The organism is Kribbella jejuensis, from assembly GCF_006715085.1.
GTDB classification, from domain to species: Bacteria; Actinomycetota; Actinomycetes; order Propionibacteriales; family Kribbellaceae; genus Kribbella; species Kribbella jejuensis.
Map to the genome: position 1 here is coordinate 758819 of NZ_VFMM01000004.1, position 17788 is coordinate 776606.

The 17788-nt window shown below is 68.1% G+C and carries 17 protein-coding genes; 5 read left to right on the plus strand and 12 right to left on the minus strand.

The genetic code is table 11. From position 1 onward, the window contains the following. Positions 1-3: 3 nt before the first annotated feature. Positions 4-1437: a carboxyl transferase domain-containing protein gene (locus FB475_RS36275; protein WP_141862981.1), complete on the plus strand. Its 1434-nt coding sequence runs from the start codon at positions 4-6 to the stop codon at positions 1435-1437. Positions 1438-1658: 221 nt separating this feature from the next. Here the strand turns inward: FB475_RS36275 and FB475_RS36280 are convergent, their stop codons facing one another. Continuing rightward, positions 1659-2156, minus strand: a complete 498-nt coding sequence (locus FB475_RS36280) for a DUF3145 domain-containing protein (protein WP_141862982.1) — start codon at positions 2154-2156, stop codon at positions 1659-1661. Between the two features lie 244 nt (positions 2157-2400). On the opposite strand from FB475_RS36280, the gene FB475_RS36285 reads away from it, so the two are divergent. Both FB475_RS36285 and FB475_RS36290 read left to right on the plus strand, forming a co-directional pair. Then, a complete protein-coding gene (locus tag FB475_RS36285) occupies positions 2401-3306 on the plus strand; it encodes an acyl-CoA desaturase (protein WP_141862985.1) in 906 nt (301 codons plus the stop codon). A gap of 149 nt (positions 3307-3455) precedes the next feature. Then, positions 3456-3983 carry a hypothetical protein gene (locus FB475_RS36290; protein ID WP_141862987.1) on the plus strand — a complete coding sequence of 176 codons (528 nt, stop codon included), beginning with the start codon at positions 3456-3458 and terminating at the stop codon, positions 3981-3983. A gap of 16 nt (positions 3984-3999) precedes the next feature. Here FB475_RS36290 and FB475_RS36295 read toward each other — a convergent pair whose 3' ends face one another. From FB475_RS36295 to FB475_RS36305, 3 genes are read right to left on the minus strand one after another with little or no spacing between them, the layout of a single operon-like run. Beyond that, a complete protein-coding gene (locus tag FB475_RS36295; RefSeq protein ID WP_141862989.1) occupies positions 4000-4953 on the minus strand; it encodes a VWA domain-containing protein in 954 nt (317 codons plus the stop codon). Further along, entirely contained in the window at positions 4953-5915 is a 963-nt protein-coding gene (locus FB475_RS36300; RefSeq protein ID WP_141862991.1) for a DUF58 domain-containing protein, read from the minus strand. The genes FB475_RS36295 and FB475_RS36300 overlap by 1 nt, the downstream gene beginning before the upstream one ends. A 29-nt stretch (positions 5916-5944) precedes the next feature. Continuing rightward, positions 5945-6979 carry an AAA family ATPase gene (locus tag FB475_RS36305; protein ID WP_141862993.1) on the minus strand — a complete coding sequence of 345 codons (1035 nt, stop codon included), beginning with the start codon at positions 6977-6979 and terminating at the stop codon, positions 5945-5947. A gap of 180 nt (positions 6980-7159) precedes the next feature. On the opposite strand from FB475_RS36305, the gene FB475_RS36310 reads away from it, so the two are divergent. Continuing rightward, the gene (locus tag FB475_RS36310; RefSeq protein WP_141862995.1) at positions 7160-8008 is read left to right on the plus strand and encodes a hypothetical protein; all 849 of its coding nucleotides are present in this window, start codon (positions 7160-7162) and stop codon (positions 8006-8008) included. A 30-nt stretch (positions 8009-8038) separates the two neighbouring features. Here the strand turns inward: FB475_RS36310 and FB475_RS36315 are convergent, their stop codons facing one another. The 5 genes from FB475_RS36315 to FB475_RS36335 form a co-directional block, all read right to left on the minus strand. Then, entirely contained in the window at positions 8039-8815 is a 777-nt protein-coding gene (locus FB475_RS36315; protein ID WP_141863226.1) for an aldo/keto reductase, read from the minus strand. Between the two features lie 81 nt (positions 8816-8896). Then, complete coding sequence (locus FB475_RS36320; RefSeq protein ID WP_141862997.1) at positions 8897-10471, minus strand: alpha/beta fold hydrolase; 1575 nt, start codon at positions 10469-10471, stop codon at positions 8897-8899. A 59-nt stretch (positions 10472-10530) separates the two neighbouring features. Next, a complete protein-coding gene (locus FB475_RS36325) occupies positions 10531-11460 on the minus strand; it encodes an oxidoreductase (protein ID WP_141862999.1) in 930 nt (309 codons plus the stop codon). 39 nt (positions 11461-11499) lie between these two features. Beyond that, entirely contained in the window at positions 11500-12945 is a 1446-nt protein-coding gene (locus FB475_RS36330) for a M4 family metallopeptidase (RefSeq protein ID WP_141863001.1), read from the minus strand. Positions 12946-13017: 72 nt separating this feature from the next. Beyond that, entirely contained in the window at positions 13018-13494 is a 477-nt protein-coding gene (locus FB475_RS36335) for an Lrp/AsnC family transcriptional regulator (protein ID WP_141863003.1), read from the minus strand. Positions 13495-13577: 83 nt separating this feature from the next. Between FB475_RS36335 and FB475_RS36340 the strand changes: the two genes are divergently transcribed. Beyond that, complete coding sequence (locus FB475_RS36340) at positions 13578-14120, plus strand: RBBP9/YdeN family alpha/beta hydrolase (RefSeq protein ID WP_141863005.1); 543 nt, start codon at positions 13578-13580, stop codon at positions 14118-14120. A 571-nt stretch (positions 14121-14691) separates the two neighbouring features. On the opposite strand, the gene FB475_RS36345 is transcribed toward FB475_RS36340, so the two are convergent. From FB475_RS36345 to FB475_RS36355, 3 genes are all read right to left on the minus strand, one after another. Beyond that, positions 14692-15528, minus strand: coding sequence for a M48 family metalloprotease (locus FB475_RS36345; protein WP_185759590.1), 837 nt, complete (start codon positions 15526-15528; stop codon positions 14692-14694). 261 nt (positions 15529-15789) lie between these two features. Continuing rightward, positions 15790-16935: a VldE C-terminal domain-containing protein gene (locus FB475_RS36350; RefSeq protein ID WP_141863009.1), complete on the minus strand. Its 1146-nt coding sequence runs from the start codon at positions 16933-16935 to the stop codon at positions 15790-15792. Between the two features lie 15 nt (positions 16936-16950). After that, entirely contained in the window at positions 16951-17730 is a 780-nt protein-coding gene (locus FB475_RS36355; protein WP_141863011.1) for a hypothetical protein, read from the minus strand. Positions 17731-17788: the final 58 nt, after the last annotated feature.

Below are 17788 nucleotides of genomic sequence, written 5' to 3' on the forward strand. Positions count from 1 at the left end.
CACATGACCGTCGCCCCGGCGAAGCCCGTCAAGCTTCCTCGTGAGCAGGACCCGCGGAACCCGGTCACCCGTCTGACGAACCTGCTCGACCGAGGCAGCCTGGAGCTGATCACCCCCGACAACCTGTCGGGGATGGTCGCGGCTCGCGGGACCGTCGCCGGGGCCGCGGTGGTCGCCTTCTGTTCGGACGCGACCGTGATGGGCGGCGCGATGGGTGACGAGGGCTGCGAGGTCGTCGTCAAGGCGTACGAGGTCGCGCGGGCGGAGCAGGTACCGATCATCGGGCTCTGGCACTCCGGCGGCGCCCGGCTGGCCGAAGGCGTCCTGAGCCTGCATGCGGTCGGCAAGATCTTCTACGCGATGACCCAGGCGTCCGGGAAGATCCCGCAGCTGTCCGTCGTCCTCGGACCGGCGGCGGGTGGAGCGGCGTACGGCCCGGCCCTCACCGACATCGTCATCCTCGGGCCCGAAGGACGCATCTTCGTCACCGGACCGGACGTGGTCCGCTCGGTCACCGGCGAGGACGTCGACATGCTCCGGCTCGGCGGTCCCGAGCCGCACGGCCGCCGCTCCGGCGTCGTCCACATCACCACCGACTCCGAGGCGGACGCGCTGGAGCAGGCGCGGCGGCTGACCGACCTGCTCGCGAACCAGGGCACGATCGCCACGGACATCCCGGACATCGACCTGTCCGGATTCCTGCCGGAGTCGGCGAAACGCGCGTACGACGTCCATCCGCTGGTCGGAGGGGTGCTCGACGAGGACGCCGCGCCGGCAGGCGTCGAGCTCCACCAGCGCTGGGCGCCGAACATCGTCACCACGCTCGGCCGGCTCGGCGGCCGGACCGTCGGCGTGATCGCGAACAACCCGCTCCGGCTCGGCGGCTGCCTGGACGCGCTGTCCGCGGAGAAGGCGTCCCGGTTCGTCCGGATGTGCGACGCCTTCGGCGTCCCGCTCGTCGTCCTGGTCGACGTACCGGGTTATCTACCGGGCGTGGGCCAGGAGTGGGACGGCGTCGTACGGCGCGGCGCGAAGCTGCTGCACGCGTTCGCGGAGGCCGTCGTACCGCGGGTGACCCTGGTGACGCGGAAGACCTACGGCGGGGCGTACATCGCAATGAACGCGCGGTCGCTGGGCGCTACCCGAGTGTTCGCGTGGCCGCGGGCCGAGGTCGCCGTGATGGGCGCGGTCGCCGCTGTCCGGGTGTTGCACCGGCGCCGGCTTGCAGAGGTGGAGCCGGAGCTCCGGTCGCAGGTCGAGGCCGAGCTGGCCGCCGAACACGAAAAGATTGCCGGGGGCATCGATCGCGCCCGCGAGATCGGCGTCGTCGACGAGGTCGTCGAGCCGACCCGCACTCGTACGGCACTGGCCGGCGCGCTGGCTCAGGCCGAGGCCGACGGACCGCGCCGTGGTGCCCACGGCAACATTCCGCTCTGAAAGCCTGAAGGGCGCGAACCCTGAGGTTCGCGCCCTTCACGTGGTGCGGCCGCTGTTGTTCACAACCACCGGGGGTGTCCCGACACCCGGTGGCCCAGCGGCCACGGCCCCTCCCACCCATGTGGAATGTCTGATGCTCAGTCTCACCGAAAAGTTCGGCCAAGTCTGTGGGCTTCAGAGCTTTCTTCCGAAGTTCTCAGGATCTCCTTAGCCAACCCGCCTCAGACGACCTGGTGCAGCCAGCGCACGGGCGCGCCGTCGCCGGCGTAGCGGAAGGGCTCGAGTTCGTCGTCCCAGGGGCGGCCGAGCAAACGCTCGACCTCCTCGGTCAGGTCGGCCTCGCCTGCGGCCGCCTTCAGCATCGCGGCCTTCAGCCGCTCCTCGGGGACCATGATGTCGCCGTGGACGCCGGTGGTCGCATGGAAGATGCCGAGCTCGGGCGTGAACGAGTACCGCTCGCCCTCGGCGCCGTTGCTCGGCTCCTCGGTGACCTCGAACCGCAGCTTCTGCCAGCCGCGCAGGGCGGAGGCGAGCTTGGCCGCCGTGCCGGCCTCGGCCTGCCAGGACAGCTCGGCCCGGTACGTGCCCTGCGCCGCTGGTTGCGGCGTCCAGTCCAGTTTCACGGGCACGCCAAGGACGCCGCCCGCGGCCCACTCGACATGCGGGCACAACGCTGACGGCACCGTGTGGACGTACAGCACGCCACGAGTCGTCGCCACCGGGACCTCCTGTGCTCGAGGGGCGCCTTCCCCAGCGTTCTCGAAGCAGCTCGTCGATCGTCGGTGCACTCAGTCCCTCAGGGCATCACAAGATGACCCGCGAAACACTTGACCATCTTGCACCACCGCTCCCACGAACACCAGTAACCTCGCCGTGTCAACCACATCACCGTCGTGTCGCACCGGATGACAGAGCTACGCCGAAGGAGGCTCAAATCGGGGCGGCGCGGGTACTGATACAGGTATGGGCGAATTCCAGGCCGTCGGAGGGAAACTCGAGCGCGGCCTCATCTGGGTCTTCATCGTGGTGCCTACCCTCGCGGTGCCACTGGCAATCTACTTCGCCTGGGGCGGCTGGATCGGCTGGCACGACATCGTGCTGCTGGTCGTGTTCTACGTGATCACCACCACCGGTATCGGCATGGGATACCACCGATGTTTCACGCACGGATCTTTCAAGAGCACGCGTGGCCTCAAGATCGCCCTCGCGGTCGCCGGGACGCTGGCGCTCGAAGGTCCGGTCATCCGCTGGGTGGCCGACCACCGCAAACATCACAAGTTCTCCGATCGAGAGGGCGATCCGCACTCGCCCTGGCGCTACGGCACCACCGCGTGGGCGGTCACCAAGGGGTTCGTCTTCGCCCACGTCGGGTGGGTGCTGTGGGGCGAGGATCGGGCGGAGCCCAAGCACTACGCCCCGGACCTGCTGGCCGACCGTGACCTGGTGGCGGTCTCGCGGCTCTTCCGTCCGCTGGTGGCCGTATCTCTCTTGGCGCCCGCGCTCATCGGTGGGCTGTGGGACAGGTCGTGGCACGGCGCAGCGACCGGATTCTTCTGGGGAACTCTGGTCCGGATCGCCCTGATGCACCATGTCACGTTCTCGATCAACTCGATCTGCCACGTCACAGGTAACAAACCGTTCGTCTCCCGCGACCGGGCGGGAAACGTCTGGTGGCTGGCCATCCTGAGCCAGGGCGAGTCCTGGCACAACCTCCACCACGCCGACCCCACCTGTGCCCGCCACGGCGTACTCAAAGGCCAGATCGACATCAACGCCTGGTTCATCAAACAGGCCGAACGCCTCGGCTGGGCCTACGACGTCAGATGGCCGAACCAGCAACGCCTCGAACGAAAACGCGCAGCCGCGTGACCGAGGCGTAGACTCCGCACCATCCGGAATCGATGACATCCGCGCCGAGGTGCCAGTCGCACCGGCCACCCGCTAGGGCGTTGCCAATGACTGACAGTTCACCCGGCCCGTCGACGCCGTCCCCGGCACCCGGGCCAGGACGCGATGCGGTGGCATCGGACTCCATGGTCGACCTGACCATCCGGACCGCGGGCGCGGTGCGGCACGCACCACGCCTGCTTCGGGCCTGGATGACGGCGACCGAGACCTGCGTGCGTGACGACACAGGAATGCTCCTGTGGCTTGCGACTGACAGTCAGATCGCGTGGGTGTACGACGGTCAGCTCACCACATCCCCGCCGCTGGACGACAACGCTGCCGGTGAGGTCGTGTGGTGGGAACCCGCAACCGAGGTATCCGCGCTCCGCGATCTCCGTTCGGCAGCCTTGTGGCTCGGGGCAGAGCACGAGCCCGTTCCCGTCGTGGACGACGCCCGGCTGTCCGGCAAAGAGGTCGACTGGTTCACCGTCCCGCACGAGCAGGTCAGGAACCTGCGCATCGCGCGCGATAGCGCGACCGGCACCGTCATGCACATCAGCGGCACCGATCCGGTGCACGGTGACCTGCTCGTCGAGGTCACCGCGATCCACGTGCTTCCGCGCAACGACGCCACGTTTCAGCCACAGCTCAACCTGTGATGCGGCTCGTTGACGCCTAGGGGAAGCGGGTTGCCAGGGCGATGCAGGCGCCGGCGGCGGCTAGCGTCAGGAGCATCGCGATGCCGGCGAAGCGGGCGGTGATCTCCTTGTCGACCTTGTCGTAGCCGACCGAGGAGCCGATGTTCTTGTAGACGTCCTTCAGTTCGCCCGCGGACTCGGCCGTGTACGCCTCGCCGCCGCTGATCTCGGCGATGCTGCGCAGTTCGGTGCGGTCCGGTGGCACGCGCTGCCGGATCCCGTCCATCTCGATGAAGCCGGAGTCGGTGCCGAAGCAGATCGTGTAGATCGGCGTGTTCTTCGCCTTCGCGGCCTGCGCGCCCTCCTGGGCGGTCCGGCCGACCGTCCGCTTGCCGTCGGACAGCATTACGATCCGGGCCGGGGCCGGGTCGTTCGGGTGCGCCGGGTCGGCGGGGACCTGGGTGAGCGCCTGCAGCGAGGTGAAGATGCCCTCGCCGGTCGCGGTCGACTCGGCCAGTTCCAGGCCGTCGATCGAGCGGTCGACCGTGGCCCGGTCGGTGGTCGGCGGCACGATGATGGACGCCGTACCGGCGAAGTTGACCAGTGCGACGTTGAACTTGGCCGGCAGCGAGTTCACGAACTCCTTGGCCGACTCCTTCGCGGCCTCCAGCCGGTTCGGCTCGATGTCGGTCGCCATCATCGACAGCGACACGTCGATCGCGACCACGATCGTGGCCCGCTCGCGCGGCACCTTCACCTGGTCCTTCGGCTGCGCGAACGCGAGGATGCAGGCCAGCGCGGCCAGCAGCGCCAACCCGACGGCCAGGTGCCGCCGCCACTGCGGGCGCCGTGGCGCGACGCGGTCCAGCAGCGCGATGTTGGTGAAGCGCAGCGCGTACTGCGAGCGACGGTGCTGAAGGAAGATGTACCCCGCGACGATCAGCGGGATGAGCAGCAGGAACCACAACCGCCCGGGCGACAGGAACTGCATCAGCGAGCCACTCCCTTCGGCGGTTGGTGCAGGCGGGGCGCAACCCGCCGGTACGCGAGCACGAACCGCACGGTGTCGGCGACCCAGTCCCGGTCGGTCCGCAGTACCAGATGTCCCGCACCTACCCTACGCAGGGCGGCCCTGGTTCGTTCCCGCTGCGCGAGCGCCGCGACCGCGAACGCGTCCCGGACCTTGCGCCGCCGGGTGTCGATCTCGCGGACCTCGCCGGTCTCGGGGTCACCGATCGTGACCACGCCGATGTTCGGGAGTTCGAGCTCGCGGGGGTCGACGATCTCGACCGCGAGCACCTGGTGCTGGGCGGTCAGCTTGCGCATCGCGCGCTCCCAGGACGGCTCGATCTGGCTGGCCACCTCGCCGTCCTGCGGGGTGAGGAAGTCCGACACGATCACCCGCAGGCCACGCTTGCGCTGCGTCCGCGCCATCGACTCCAGCGCGGCGGCCAGGTCGCTGCGGTGCGCCTCCTGGTCGCCCTCGAACTGCTCGGCCAGCAGGGCGCGGAGCAGGCCGTACAGCGCCAGGCGCCCGGAGCGGGCCGGCCAGCGCCGCAGCGCCGAGTCGCGCAGCATCAACCCGCCGAACCGGTCGCCGAGCCGGTGGGTGAGGAACCCGACGGTCGCGACGGCGGCGACGGCTAGCTCGCGCTTCTCGAGGTTCGACGTACCGAAGTCCATCGAGGCGGACAGGTCGACCAGCGCCCAGGTCTCCAGCTCACGGTCCGCGATCAGGTCGCGGACGTGCGGGATCGTGGTCCGCGCGGTGACCGCCCAGTCCATCCGGCGGACGTCGTCGCCGACCTGGTACTCGCGGGCCTCGGCCAGCTCGGTGCCAGGACCGGGCAGCAGGCCGAGGTGTTCGCCGTGCAGGTAGCCCTCCAACCGCCGTACGACGGTCAGCTCGAGCCGCCGCAACGCACGCTCGGGAGCAAGCTGCGAGATCGTCATCGCAGCTCGTGGATCGGGTCGGTTGGGCACTACACGAACTCCGGGCGGCCGGTGCCGTCGGTGCCGTCGCGCCAGACCGGCTGCGGCGGCGGGACGGTGGCCAGGATGCGCTCGATCACGGCGCGCGGGTCGATGTTGTCCGCGACCGCGTCGAAGGTCAGGCCGAGCCGGTGGCCCATCACGTCGAGCGCGACGGTCTGGATGTCGCTGGGCAGCAGGTAGTCGCGGCCGTGGATCAGCGCGAGTCCCCGGCCGGCGGCGATCAGGCCGAGGGTGGCCCGCGGGCTGACGCCGAGCTCGATGATCGGCTCCAGGTCCGGCAGGTGGAAGTCGGTCGGCGTCCGGGTCGCCATCACCAGGCGGACGGCGTACTCCGCGACCAGGTTGTGGACGAACACCTGCTCCGCGGACCGCTGCAGCTCGAGGATCGTCTCCGGCTTCAGCACCTGCCGCGGCTCCGGCGGGTCGACGCTCATCCGGCGGAGGATCTCGAACTCCTCGTGGCCGCGCGGATGGGGTACGTCGATCTTCACCAGGAACCGGTCGCGCTGCGCCTCGGGCAGCGGATAGACACCCTCGGACTCGATCGGGTTCTGGGTGGCGATCACGATGAACGGCTTCGGCATCGGGAAGGTCTGGCCGCCGATCGACACCTGCCGCTCGGCCATCAGCTCCAGCATCGCGGACTGCACCTTGGCCGGCGCGCGGTTGATCTCGTCGGCCAGTACGAAGTTCACGAACGTCGGGCCCAGCTCGATGTCGAAGGCCTCGCGGGTCTGCCGGTAGATCCGGGTGCCGACGATGTCGGAAGGAACCAGGTCGGGAGTGAACTGGATCCGGGCGAACGAGCCGCCGACCACGCTGGCGAAGGTCCGGACCGCCAGCGTCTTGGCGACGCCCGGAACACCCTCGAGCAGGCAGTGACCCTTGGCCAGCAACGACACCATCAGGGTCTCGACCATGTGCTCCTGGCCGACGATCACCCGCTTGACCTCGCCGACGGCCTCGCCGATCAGCCGGGACTGCTGGGCCACCGTTCCCGCCGGCACCGTGGTTTCGGTCATGCCTGTCCTTCCGGGGCCCGCACGCGAGCCTTGTCAAACACTCTCAATCCCCACTTGCAACACCGGGTATTCCATCAGATCGCCGGGGCCAGCGCCCGCGGAGCCCCGTCCCATCCTCCCCCGCCGTGCAAATCGGTGCTGTGGCGACAGTGCTACCAGGCATGTGGTGGGATTGGGGTGATGACTGCGACCGAATCCCAGACCGAGGTGCAGCCGGCCGCCGAGCCGGCCGCGCCGCCTGCGCTGGAGATTCCGGCGGCGCTGCCGCTGCAGCCGGAGGACCCGCCGCGGGTCGGCGAGTTCTGGTTGCGCGGCCGGCTCGGCGCGAACGCGGCCGGTTACCTGTACGCCGCCAGCACCGACGACGGCCGGGACGCGATCGTCGCGATGATGACCGAGGGCTCCGCCGACGACGCCGCCGCCCGGGAACGGTTCGTGAACGCCGTCGACGAGCTGCCCGAATCCGCCGTACTGGCGCACAACGACGCCGACGACGACGATCTGGCGCTCTGGGCCGCGATCGGCCCGATCCGTCCCGACGACGGGTCCAGCGCGGCGTCCGACGAGCGGCTGATCGCCGAACGCCGGGGCGAGGACATCCTGTCCGCGGTACTGATGGACCGGATCCCGCAGCCCGGGAAGCTCCGCGGCCCGGACTTCCGCCACTACTGGGAGAACCGCCGGCGTCCGGGTCTGTTCCGGATCTGGCCGCTCCCCTGGCCGAACGCGCTGCGACCGGCGTCCCGCTGGGCCCTGGCGCTCGCGTTGCTGACCATGGCCGTGATCATGGCGCTCGCGGTGTTCCTGGCGTGGCTGCTGTTCCGGAACGCGCCGCCGCTGGAGCCGCCGCCCGTCGTACCGACGCCGACGAACACCGCGACCGTCACGATCACGCCGACCACCCCGCCGCCTGGGACGGGCTCGCCGACCAGCAGCCCGACGGTGCCGGTGACGCCGACGACCGGGATCCCGACGTCGCTGCCGACCGATTCACCTGGTGGTAGTTCGACCCCGGGGTCGAAGTTCTAGCTGCGGCTTGGCGGTCCGGGGTTTTCCTGGTTACGAGGACAGCAAGCGGAGCAGCTCCGGGTCCTTCCACAGGCGCTCGGGTACGGGCCGGCGGACCAGCGCGGCGTCGGCACGAATCTCTGCCGGTGATTTGGCGGTGATCAGGACCGAAGTGACGGCGGGATGCCTGCCCGGGAACGCGAGTGCGGCCTGCGGCAGCGACACGCCGTACCGCTCGCAGACGGCAGAGATCCGTCGTGCCTTGACGGTTTCCGGTCGGAGCACGAGGGCGCCGGAGACGATCACCGAGACGCCACGCGCTTGGCAGCTGTCGAGCAGCGGTCTGGCCTGTCGGTCGAGCAGCGAGTAGTGGCGGGTGAGGAGTACACAGTCCAGGTCGACCTCCTGGACCAGGCGGTCGAGTTGCTGCCAGTCGTCGGCGACGGCGCCGACTGCTTTGATCACACCGTCGCGGCGGAGCTCCTCGAGGACCGGGTACTCCGCTGCATTGGCCGCGAGCACCAGGTCCACCGCGAGGCCCAGTCGCTCGCTGCTTCTTCGAACATCACCCTCCGGGTCTTCACCGCGGGTCCTGATCGACAGGAGGTACTCGCCCCGCGGCCGCGGCTGGAGCGCCCTACCGAGCCGTTCCTCGGAGGCGCCGTTCTTTGCAGACGTGTCGAAGAACCGGATGCCGGCCTGGTATGCCGCGTCGACCGTGGCGATCGCCGTCTGCTCGTCGGAGTCACCAAGCTGCGAGCCGCCGAGCCCGAACCGCGGCGGCCGAAACCGAACGGTCGAACGCGACGACAGCACATGACTAGGCATGGTCACCGCCCTCACCTCCGCCGGTCGACTACCTACAGGATCGTGGCTCGGCACCGTTCTCGCATCTCGAACCCCGCCCTGTCACGCCGCCAGCGGGACGTTGACCCACGACGGATCGCCGGCAGGTGAACTGAACGTGACGGTCGACCCGATCACGCTCCGGCCGAGGTACCGCGGGTCGACCGTGTCCACCACGAGCACGAGGTGATGCCCGGCCGGCACCTCCCAGCTCGTCGCCTCGAGTTGTACGTCGAGCGTGACCGCCTTGCCCGGCGTTGCCCCGCGCAACGTGTAGGGCTTGTGCGACATCAACGACCCGATGCCGAGCGCATCCACGTCGTACAAGTACGCAAACAGCGACGTCGACGCCGCCGAAGGTTGCACCGTGACGTGCACCCTCGGCGTACCGTTCACGACTGCCGTCCGGTCGAACGCCGGACCGGACCAAACCCCCGCGAACGACCGGTCGACGAGCGGCGTCGCCACACCTGTGGGGATCGTCAGCAATCCTTGCAGCGCGCCGGAAACCAGCGCGACGCCGCTGTCCGCCACCGTCGGTACGCCGGCCCCGATCGTGCGGCTCCATCCGCTCGACGCCGTGCCCTGCAGCGCACCCGCCTTGGTGAGGTACGACGTACGAGCCTGCCCGACCGCCGCCCAGTCGGCGTACCCGCGCCAGGTCCCGCGCTGCGACTTGAGATGCACCGGCGGCTCCCGATCGGCGCCGTTGTCCGCACCCGTGAGGTAGTGCCGCAGCCAGCCGGCGAGCTCGTCACAGGTCTCGTTGGGCAGGCCGATCGCGCCGGTGGCCTCCGGTGTGGCGTGGTCGCCGTGGGCGAGCAGCAGCCGCTTCGGACCGGTCAGCCTGGTGAAGAAGTCCGTGTACTGCGAGGGCGGGAAGATCGAGTCCTCGAACGCGTTCGCCAGGAACACCGCGGGATGGTTCGCGTTCAGATCGTCGACAACCGTCGCCGCCGAACGCACCGGCGAAAGCTCCTTCGCCTCCGCGATCGCGCCGTCGAAGTCACCGCCGACGAACTTCGCCTGCAGCGACGCCAGCTCCGGCCCGGGCCGTCCCGTGACGTTGCCCAGGGCAATCAGTCCGGCGACCGCCTGCAACGCGACCGTGTCGTTCGGGTCCAGCGAGCGAATCAGGTCCGCCCACCCGCTGAGCGCGCCGACGGCCCGGATCCGCGGATCCTTCGCGGCGGCAAGCAGCGCCGTACCAGCGCCGTACGAGATCCCGACGGCCGCGACCCGGCTCGTGTCGGCAGGCGTGTGCTGACCGGCCCAGTCGATCACCTTGCTCACGTCGGCCACGGTCGGCGGCCCGGCGATGTCGATCCCGCCGCCGGTGTCCCAGAACCCGCGACTCGAGTACGAGATGACCTGGAACCCGGCGGTGGCCAGCTTCGCGCCCTGGCCAACGTACTCGGCGTTCGGCACGCCCCAGCTCGACGGCATCACCACGAGCGGGAACGGGCCGTCGCCCTGCCCGGTCGGCGTCAGTACGACCGCGCCGATGCTGATCCCGTCGGCGCCCGGGATGCGCTGGTACGCCGTACTGAAACCTGCCGCGGTCTGACTGGCGTCGGCCCGCGGGCCGATCGCGATCAGCGTCAGGGAGACTGCGAGGGCGGCGGCAAGTCTGCGCACGGGGTACCTCCGGCGATCGGGAATTACCGGAGGGTAACCAACGGGGTGCCGCTCTGTCACTATCGCAGCACGGTGAGTACCGGATTGACGCCGGTCGCCTCCACGGACCACGCCCAGAGCCGCTGCGCGAGCTCCGGATCCTGCGCGGTCCGGGTCGGCAGTACGACCTTCGGCCTGCCGCGGTACTCGAAGAAGCCCGGCCCGACGTACGAGCCCGGGCGCAGGTCGGCGTACGTCGCGGCGTACAGACTCGGCCATGCACCGGCCGCGGCCGACTGTGCGACGAGCCGCGTCGCGGCACCCGCGAACCGCGCCCGCCGGACGTTCCCGGCGAGCTCCGGACCGGCGATCTGCAGCTGCGTCGCCGCGTAGCCGGGATGCGCGCCGACGCTGAGCAACTCGGCTCCGGCGGCGCGGACGCGGCGGTCGAGCTCGAGCGTGAAGAGGAGATTCGCGAGCTTCGACTTCCCGTACGCCTCCCACTTCCGGTACGTACCGGCCGGCCTCCGCAAGTCGTCCTCGCTGATACCACGGACGGTCTTGTGCATGAACGAGCTGACCGTCACCACCCGGCTGCCGGTGAGCAGCAGCGGGAGCAGCCGCCCGGTCAGCGCAAAGTGCCCGAGATGGTTGGTCCCGAGTTGCAGTTCGAACCCGTCGACGGTCTGCCGGTACGGGGTCGCCATCACGCCGGCGTTGTTGATCAGCAGGTCCAGCCGGTCGTACGTCGAACCGACCTCCTCGGCGGCCCGCTGCACACTCACCAGATCGGCCAGGTCCAGCTCGAGCACCGTCGGCGCCCGGCCGCCCTTCTGGGTCAGCGTTTCCGCGACCCGCGCCGCCTTCTCCGGGTTGCGCGCGGCAACTATCACGTCGGCGCCGTGTCTGAGCAGCTCCAGCGCGGTTTCGTACCCGAGTCCGCTGGTCGCGCCGGTGACGAGGGCCCGTCGCCCCGTGAGGTCAGGAATGTCCGCCGTACTCCAGGTCATGCGCCCACAGTAGTCATGGGCGCACGACCTGGTTGCGTACTAGAGGATCTTGCGGGCCTTGAACGCGTCGGTCACCGTCTGCGCCGCGGCCTTCCCGTACATCAGCCGGGCGGCCTGGACGGTGTCCTGCGCCGCAGCCGCGAACGACGTGTCCGGGTCGTAGAAGAACGTCGCCTCGAGGATCAGCTTGTCCGCCTTGGCCCGGCCGAGGGACTTCTGGATGTCCCAGAGCGCCCGCGACCAGATCTCGCCGTCGTCGTGGACCTCACCGTCGATGTCGTCGGTGGTCTTGGTCCCGTCGGTACGGCGCAGGCAGTGCGGCTCGTCGGTCGTGTACGACGTCGCGTCCCAGTCCATCACGCACGGCAGGTTGAAGCCCTTGCTCACCGGTACGGAGTTCGTCACGGCCCAGTAGTCGCCGAAGCCCTCGCCGATCGCGCCGGCCTGCTCCGACTCACCGAAGCCCGGCACCACGTCGTCCTGGATCGCGTGCCCGTACTCGTGCCAGATCACCTCGGCGTCTTCGGCATCGTCGACCCCGCCCTCACCGGTGGTGATCATGTCCGTCGACGGGTCGTAGAACGAGTTGTCCCCGGCGTACGTGTCGACGCTGAAGTCCTGCGACTCGTTGTTGACGTCGGTGAACCCGAGCTTCTGGATGTACTCCTGCGTCTGGTTGATGTGGTAGTACACCATCACCTGTTCGAACTTGTCGTTCGCGCGCTGGTAGACGAAGGTGTTGGTCTTGCTCTGGGCGATACCGCCCTTAGCTTCCTTGATGTTGACGTAGGAGCCGTCGAGCTTGCCGGAACCGTCCAGGTTGCGCAGGATCACGTTCTTCTGCGCGAGGAACAGAGCGTCCTGGTTCTTGTCGTTCATGTCGGTGAGCTTCTCGTTCTGCTCGCTCACCACCGGGTTCGGGTCGAACACCGAGCCGCGGCCGTCGATGTTGTCGCTGATCACCTTCGACTCGACGACACTGCCGGTCTTCGCGTCGACCAGCGACCGGCTCACACCTTCGGTCGAGCGGCTGGTGACGTTCCAGACCAGGCGGGCGTTCGGTCCGCCGATGACCGCGAGCTGCGCGGCGCCGCTCGTCGCGGCCGGTTGCCTCACCAGGCTCTTGTTCGGCCCGGCGTCCCGCTGCGCGCGAGCCGTGACGGTCGCATTCGCGGCCTGGGTCGCGGAGGCCGGAGCCACCTTCGCGTTGACGTCCAGGTTCGCCGGTACGGCGTCCCGGCCGTCAGCGATCTCGACGGCGCCGTTCTTGCCGACGTGCTTCGCGTAGTACCCGTTGACGACGGGCAGGCCCTTGAACGTCTGCTGGTACCAGTAATGCTTGCCGAGCAGCGATGTCTTGGTCTTGATCAACTTCAGGCCGTTTGGATTCGCCTGCGCGCCGGCGGCGCTTGTGAATGATAACCCGAGCGAAACAGAGGCCAGTCCGACCGTGACGGCCAGCAGCGCCTTACGGCGTTTCGTCATACGTTTCCCTCCCACGTCCGTGTTGCGTAACGCAACCACTACGGTCCGTCGAACCCTAGTTCCGCGCAGTACTCACTGGGAAGCGGATCGTGACGTTGGCAAGGGAAAACCCTTGGCCGGGTACTCCCGCAGTACCAGCGAAGTGCTCACCGGCCCGAACCGGCCGATGCTGTCGACCACCTGCTCGAGCCGTCCGGCGTCGGTCGTGTGCACGTCGAGCAGGAAACAGTCCTCACCGGTCAGCCGGTACGTCGCGACGACCTCGGGCAGCGTCGCGAACAACTCGACCGCCTCGGCGATCCGGGCGTGCGACGTACGCAGCCGTACGACGGCGTGGATGTTCAGCCCGATCCGCGCCGGGTCGACGACCGCCCGGTACCCGGTGATCGTCCCGGTCCGCTCGAGCCGCTGGATCCGCGCCGACACCGCCGGCTGCGACAACCCCACCTTCCGCCCGATATCAGCCCCACTCAGCCGCCCGTCGGTCTGCAGGATCGCCAGGATCGCCCGATCGATCGAATCCAATGAACCAGTCGTTGCCTCGCTCATCGACCTTCATTTCATCAGCTGACGCCGTCTTCCGGCGATGACTCCCCCATCATGGCAGCCATCCCACCCTTTATGGAGGCTCGATGACCTACATCATCATCCCCGGCCTGGACGGCTCCGACGAACACCACTGGCAATCCCACTGGGAGGCCACGCTCCCCGCCGTACGTATCCAGCCGACGTCCTGGACGTCCCCCGACCTGACCGACTGGACCAACGCCATCACCCGAGCCGTCAACTCCGCCCCGACCCCCGTCACCTTCATAACCCACAGCCTCGGCTGCCACGCCGCAGCCCACTGGCTGACCACCCAAGACCCGAGCTTCGTCCGAGGCGCCTTCCTAGTAGCCCCACCAGACCCCCAAGCCCCCACCTTCCCCACCGCCCGCCTCCCAACCTTCACCTCCCTACCAACCCACCCCCTCCCCGTCCCCGCCCTCCTCCTAGCCAGCACCAACGACCCCTACTGCCCCCTCCCCACCGCCACCCACCTCTCCAAAGCCTGGAACGCCCCGCTAATCCCCCTGCCCAACCTCGGCCACATCAACAGCACCACCAACCTCGCCGCCTGGCCCCAAGGCCGCCACCTCCTAACGGCCTTCGAGGCCGGCCTGAGCGACCGCTAAAGCACTACAGCCCGACCCCAAAGGGGCCGAGCTGTAGTACCTCGCACTTACGAACGCCGAACCTGCAAAAGCAGGGCCGACCCCGCAGCCACAAGCGGCAAAAGCCCCGGACAGAACACCCCGACCACGGCAACAACGATCAGGACAACCTGAGCAGCCCGCCGAAGCAGACCAATCAAACTCCCCATCAACAAAGAAAGCACCATGTGGTACTTCTGTCTTTTCACATAGGGCTAGCAGGACCGACGCCAGCCGGGCGCGTGCTCCTGTATGGTTCTGATGTCGACGGAGGTGCGCTAACACCGACGATGTCGATGAGGCCGCGGCGCATACAACGGATCGAGCTCCGTGCGCCGCGGTCTGCTTGTGTCCGGAGATTCACCGGGGCCGGCGCGGCCCGAACGCCGTTCGATCGCTCGAGCGTGGATCAAGGTATGTAGGCGCCGATACCTCGCACACGGTCTTACACAACTATTTTCTGCATATCAACTGTTCGCTCCGCGCGTTCCTCGACGCAGAACAGCAGATTCCGGCGAGTGGACCGGACGTCACCGAAGCGTAGGCTGACCGCTCAGTGATTACCCCACGCCGCCGGAGGAATTCCAGCCGCCTGCTCGATTGTGTGTACGCGCTCAACGAGCGACGGCGTACTCGACATCACCTGCGCTCGTCTGCTTCCGTCCCGGCCGAGGCTCTGCTGATGCTGCATCTGCCAGCCATACAGAACCTGTACCAGTGTTGTGCCGTACCCGAGCATCGCAGCCTTCTTGTCTGCCTCCTTGACGCGCCAACGACTCAGCCAAGCGAGCAGCGGTGGAGCGATGAATGGGGTCAGAAAAAGAATCGGCCACACATAACCGTGGCCGAACGTGATCGCTGCCAGCACAATGCCGGCGTAGGCCATAACCATGAATCCACCAATGACACATCCGAGCGCTGGCACACGCCGCATCAGGCGTGCGACCGCCCGCACCACAATCAAGCCACCGCGCGCTGGGATCGAGTACCAGAAGTCAATCAAGCTCAGCCAGGCCCGACCGCCCAAATGGTGACTCAGTTCGTGAGCGAGCGCCGCCTCCAGATGCTGGGGAGGCAGCGTGTACAAAGCCCAGCGGGTCACCCCAACCGTATGACCAGGAGTCGGGGTCGCGTTCACTTCGTCGGATTCCTGGATCCACAGCGAGAATCGTCCATGGACGACGCCGGCTCGCTGAAGCAACTGATGCCATACCGGAGCAAGCCGCTGCTGTTCGATCAGAGTCGGCTTGCGGAGCCGGAAGAGATGCTTCGCCAGAAGCTCCTCCGTGGAGGGTGCAAAGATCAACGCCCCAGAGAGGATCCACACAGCGATAACGATCCAGCCCCAGCCGAAGCCGATCGCCCCCGCGACCCAAACAACCAGAACCAAGCTCCAAAAGAACCAGGGAACGGCCGACAGGAGTGCGGTCCATGCAGACGCCTCTGGCAAGGCCCGGTCCCGATGGTCCGACCGCGTCCCGTCAGGTCCTGGCAACTGCGGCGGCCTGGGCGGAAAGGGATGACCGTGTTCAGGATGACCCGGAGGCGGAACCTGGTTGGGACCTGGGCCCTCTGCACCGTTCTGGTTGTAGGGATCACCAGGGCCGGTCATCGGCTCTCCTATCGATCTGGGCAGATGTCTTGTCCATTATCAGTACAGGGAGACGTGGACGTGGTCGAAGTGGCCGCCGGTGGCGTCGGTGGGGTTGTAGACGCCGCCGCCGTTGTAGGGGATCCAGGTGCCGCGGCGGGCTGACCAGATCTTGCCGTACCAGATGACGTAGTGGACGCCCGTCTGGCCGGCGGTCTTGACGGCCCAGTTGGCGATCTGGTCGCCGCGGGTGCGGGCGGGGGGCGACTTCCGGGCGTCGGCACCGACCATGACGTCGCACGCTTTGCCGCGCGGGTGATCGCTGGTCGGGTTCCACGCGTGTGCGTCCCAGCAGCTCATGCTGAGCGCGCCGAGGTTCTTGCGGGCTTCTGCGACCCACGCCGCGGTACGCGGAGTGACCAGCCCGCCCGTACCGGTCGGGTCCTTGATCGTCGCCGTTTGTTCCGGCCACACACCGTTGACGGGTTTTCCGGCTGTCAGTCCGCCCGACTGGTCGCAGTTGTCGTCCTGAACGCCGTCAACAACCGAACCGCCCTGCGGCGCGTCCGCCCGCCCGGCGTACGGGTTACCGGCCCGGGTGAGGTCGATGCCCGCGGCCGCAGCAATGTCACGAGCCTCCGACTCGCGTTGTGCGTACCGATCAGGGAACGCGGACACCTGGACGGCTTGCGCCGCATCGCCGAGCGCCATCGATGGCCACCCGTTGATGTCCACCAGGCCCGGCGGAGATGGCGGGCCCTTCCCACCGAAGAACGCGTTGATCGCGTACTCCGGCGTCTTGGTGATCTGGTCGGCCGTGCCCCACCCCGCCGAGGGTCGTTGCTGGAAAAGACCAACCGAGTCACTGTCGCCGTACGTAAGGTTCTGCAGGTCTGACTCGACCAGCGCCGTCATCAACGCGACCAACGTCGCCTTGCCCGGCAGACCGCGCTTCACCGCGACGCTGTCGATCAGCTTCGCCCATCCAATCTGAGTCTCGCGGAGCGGACCGTTCGGATTCGGGTCGCCGCCTTGACCTGGGATACCGGTACTGCAAGCGGCCTGCGTCGTCGTACCGCCGCCGAAGGGCGCGAGCATCAACAGGCTCGCGACGCCGATCAGCGCCAGCGCGACCGCCCCCTTGGCGAACCATCCCCGGCGCGCGACCGAGAGGAAGCCACGACCGAGATCACCCTCGTCGAACATCCCAGTCCCCTGCCGTCATGGTCCGGTACCACCAGACACATCGCTAATCACCCATTGGCCGTTCTGGTTGGTCAGCGTGACGAGCAGGGGAACGTCGAACCGCTGGGCATGTTTTCCGGTGACGTCGATGGTGATCTTCACGAAGCGAGTGATCCGGCTAGGAGTGTCGACCGGCGCATCCGCGGTGGCCGGCGGTGCGCTGACCGGTGCTGACAACACGGTCGACTTCCCGCCGTCGTTCTTGAGCGCGTCGTACGTCGGATCTCCCGCAGCTGTGAAGCTCGAGGCGACCTCGTCAGTCATGTACTTCGCGCACTTCTCCACCAGCGCGGCGTAGGTTTCGGCGCTCGGGTCACGGGTGTAGAAGGCTCGCGCCCACGTACCTACTACGTCGTTCGCCAGCGCGATGTCGTCGGCCGATGGACGTTGGCTCACTGGCGGTGGAGTGGTGAGCGGGGTCGTGATCGGCGCAGTCCCTTGGTTGGCTTGGCTTGCCGGAGCAGTTGGGAGCACCACCGAGCGCCCAGGCGTCAGGATGCTGATCGGGGAACCGTCGTCCTTGCTCTTGCCGCCGAGCAGGCGCGGAAGTCCACCGCCCACGCCGAGAATGACGACGGCGACGATGACAACGAGTACGACGATGGCGGCCGGACTTGTCGGCTCCGCCTGACGTTGGCTGCGCAGGAACGCCATCCGTTGGGCGTGATCGTCACGCCGCCAGTTCTTCTTGGCGCGACGCCGCTGGCGGCCGTTGAGGTCGTCGAGCTCCTCGGGGTAGTCGTAGTCGTTGCTCATCAACGACCGCCAGCTGTCCGGTGCATCCGGGCGGCTGCGGTCGGCGTCCGAGTTTCTT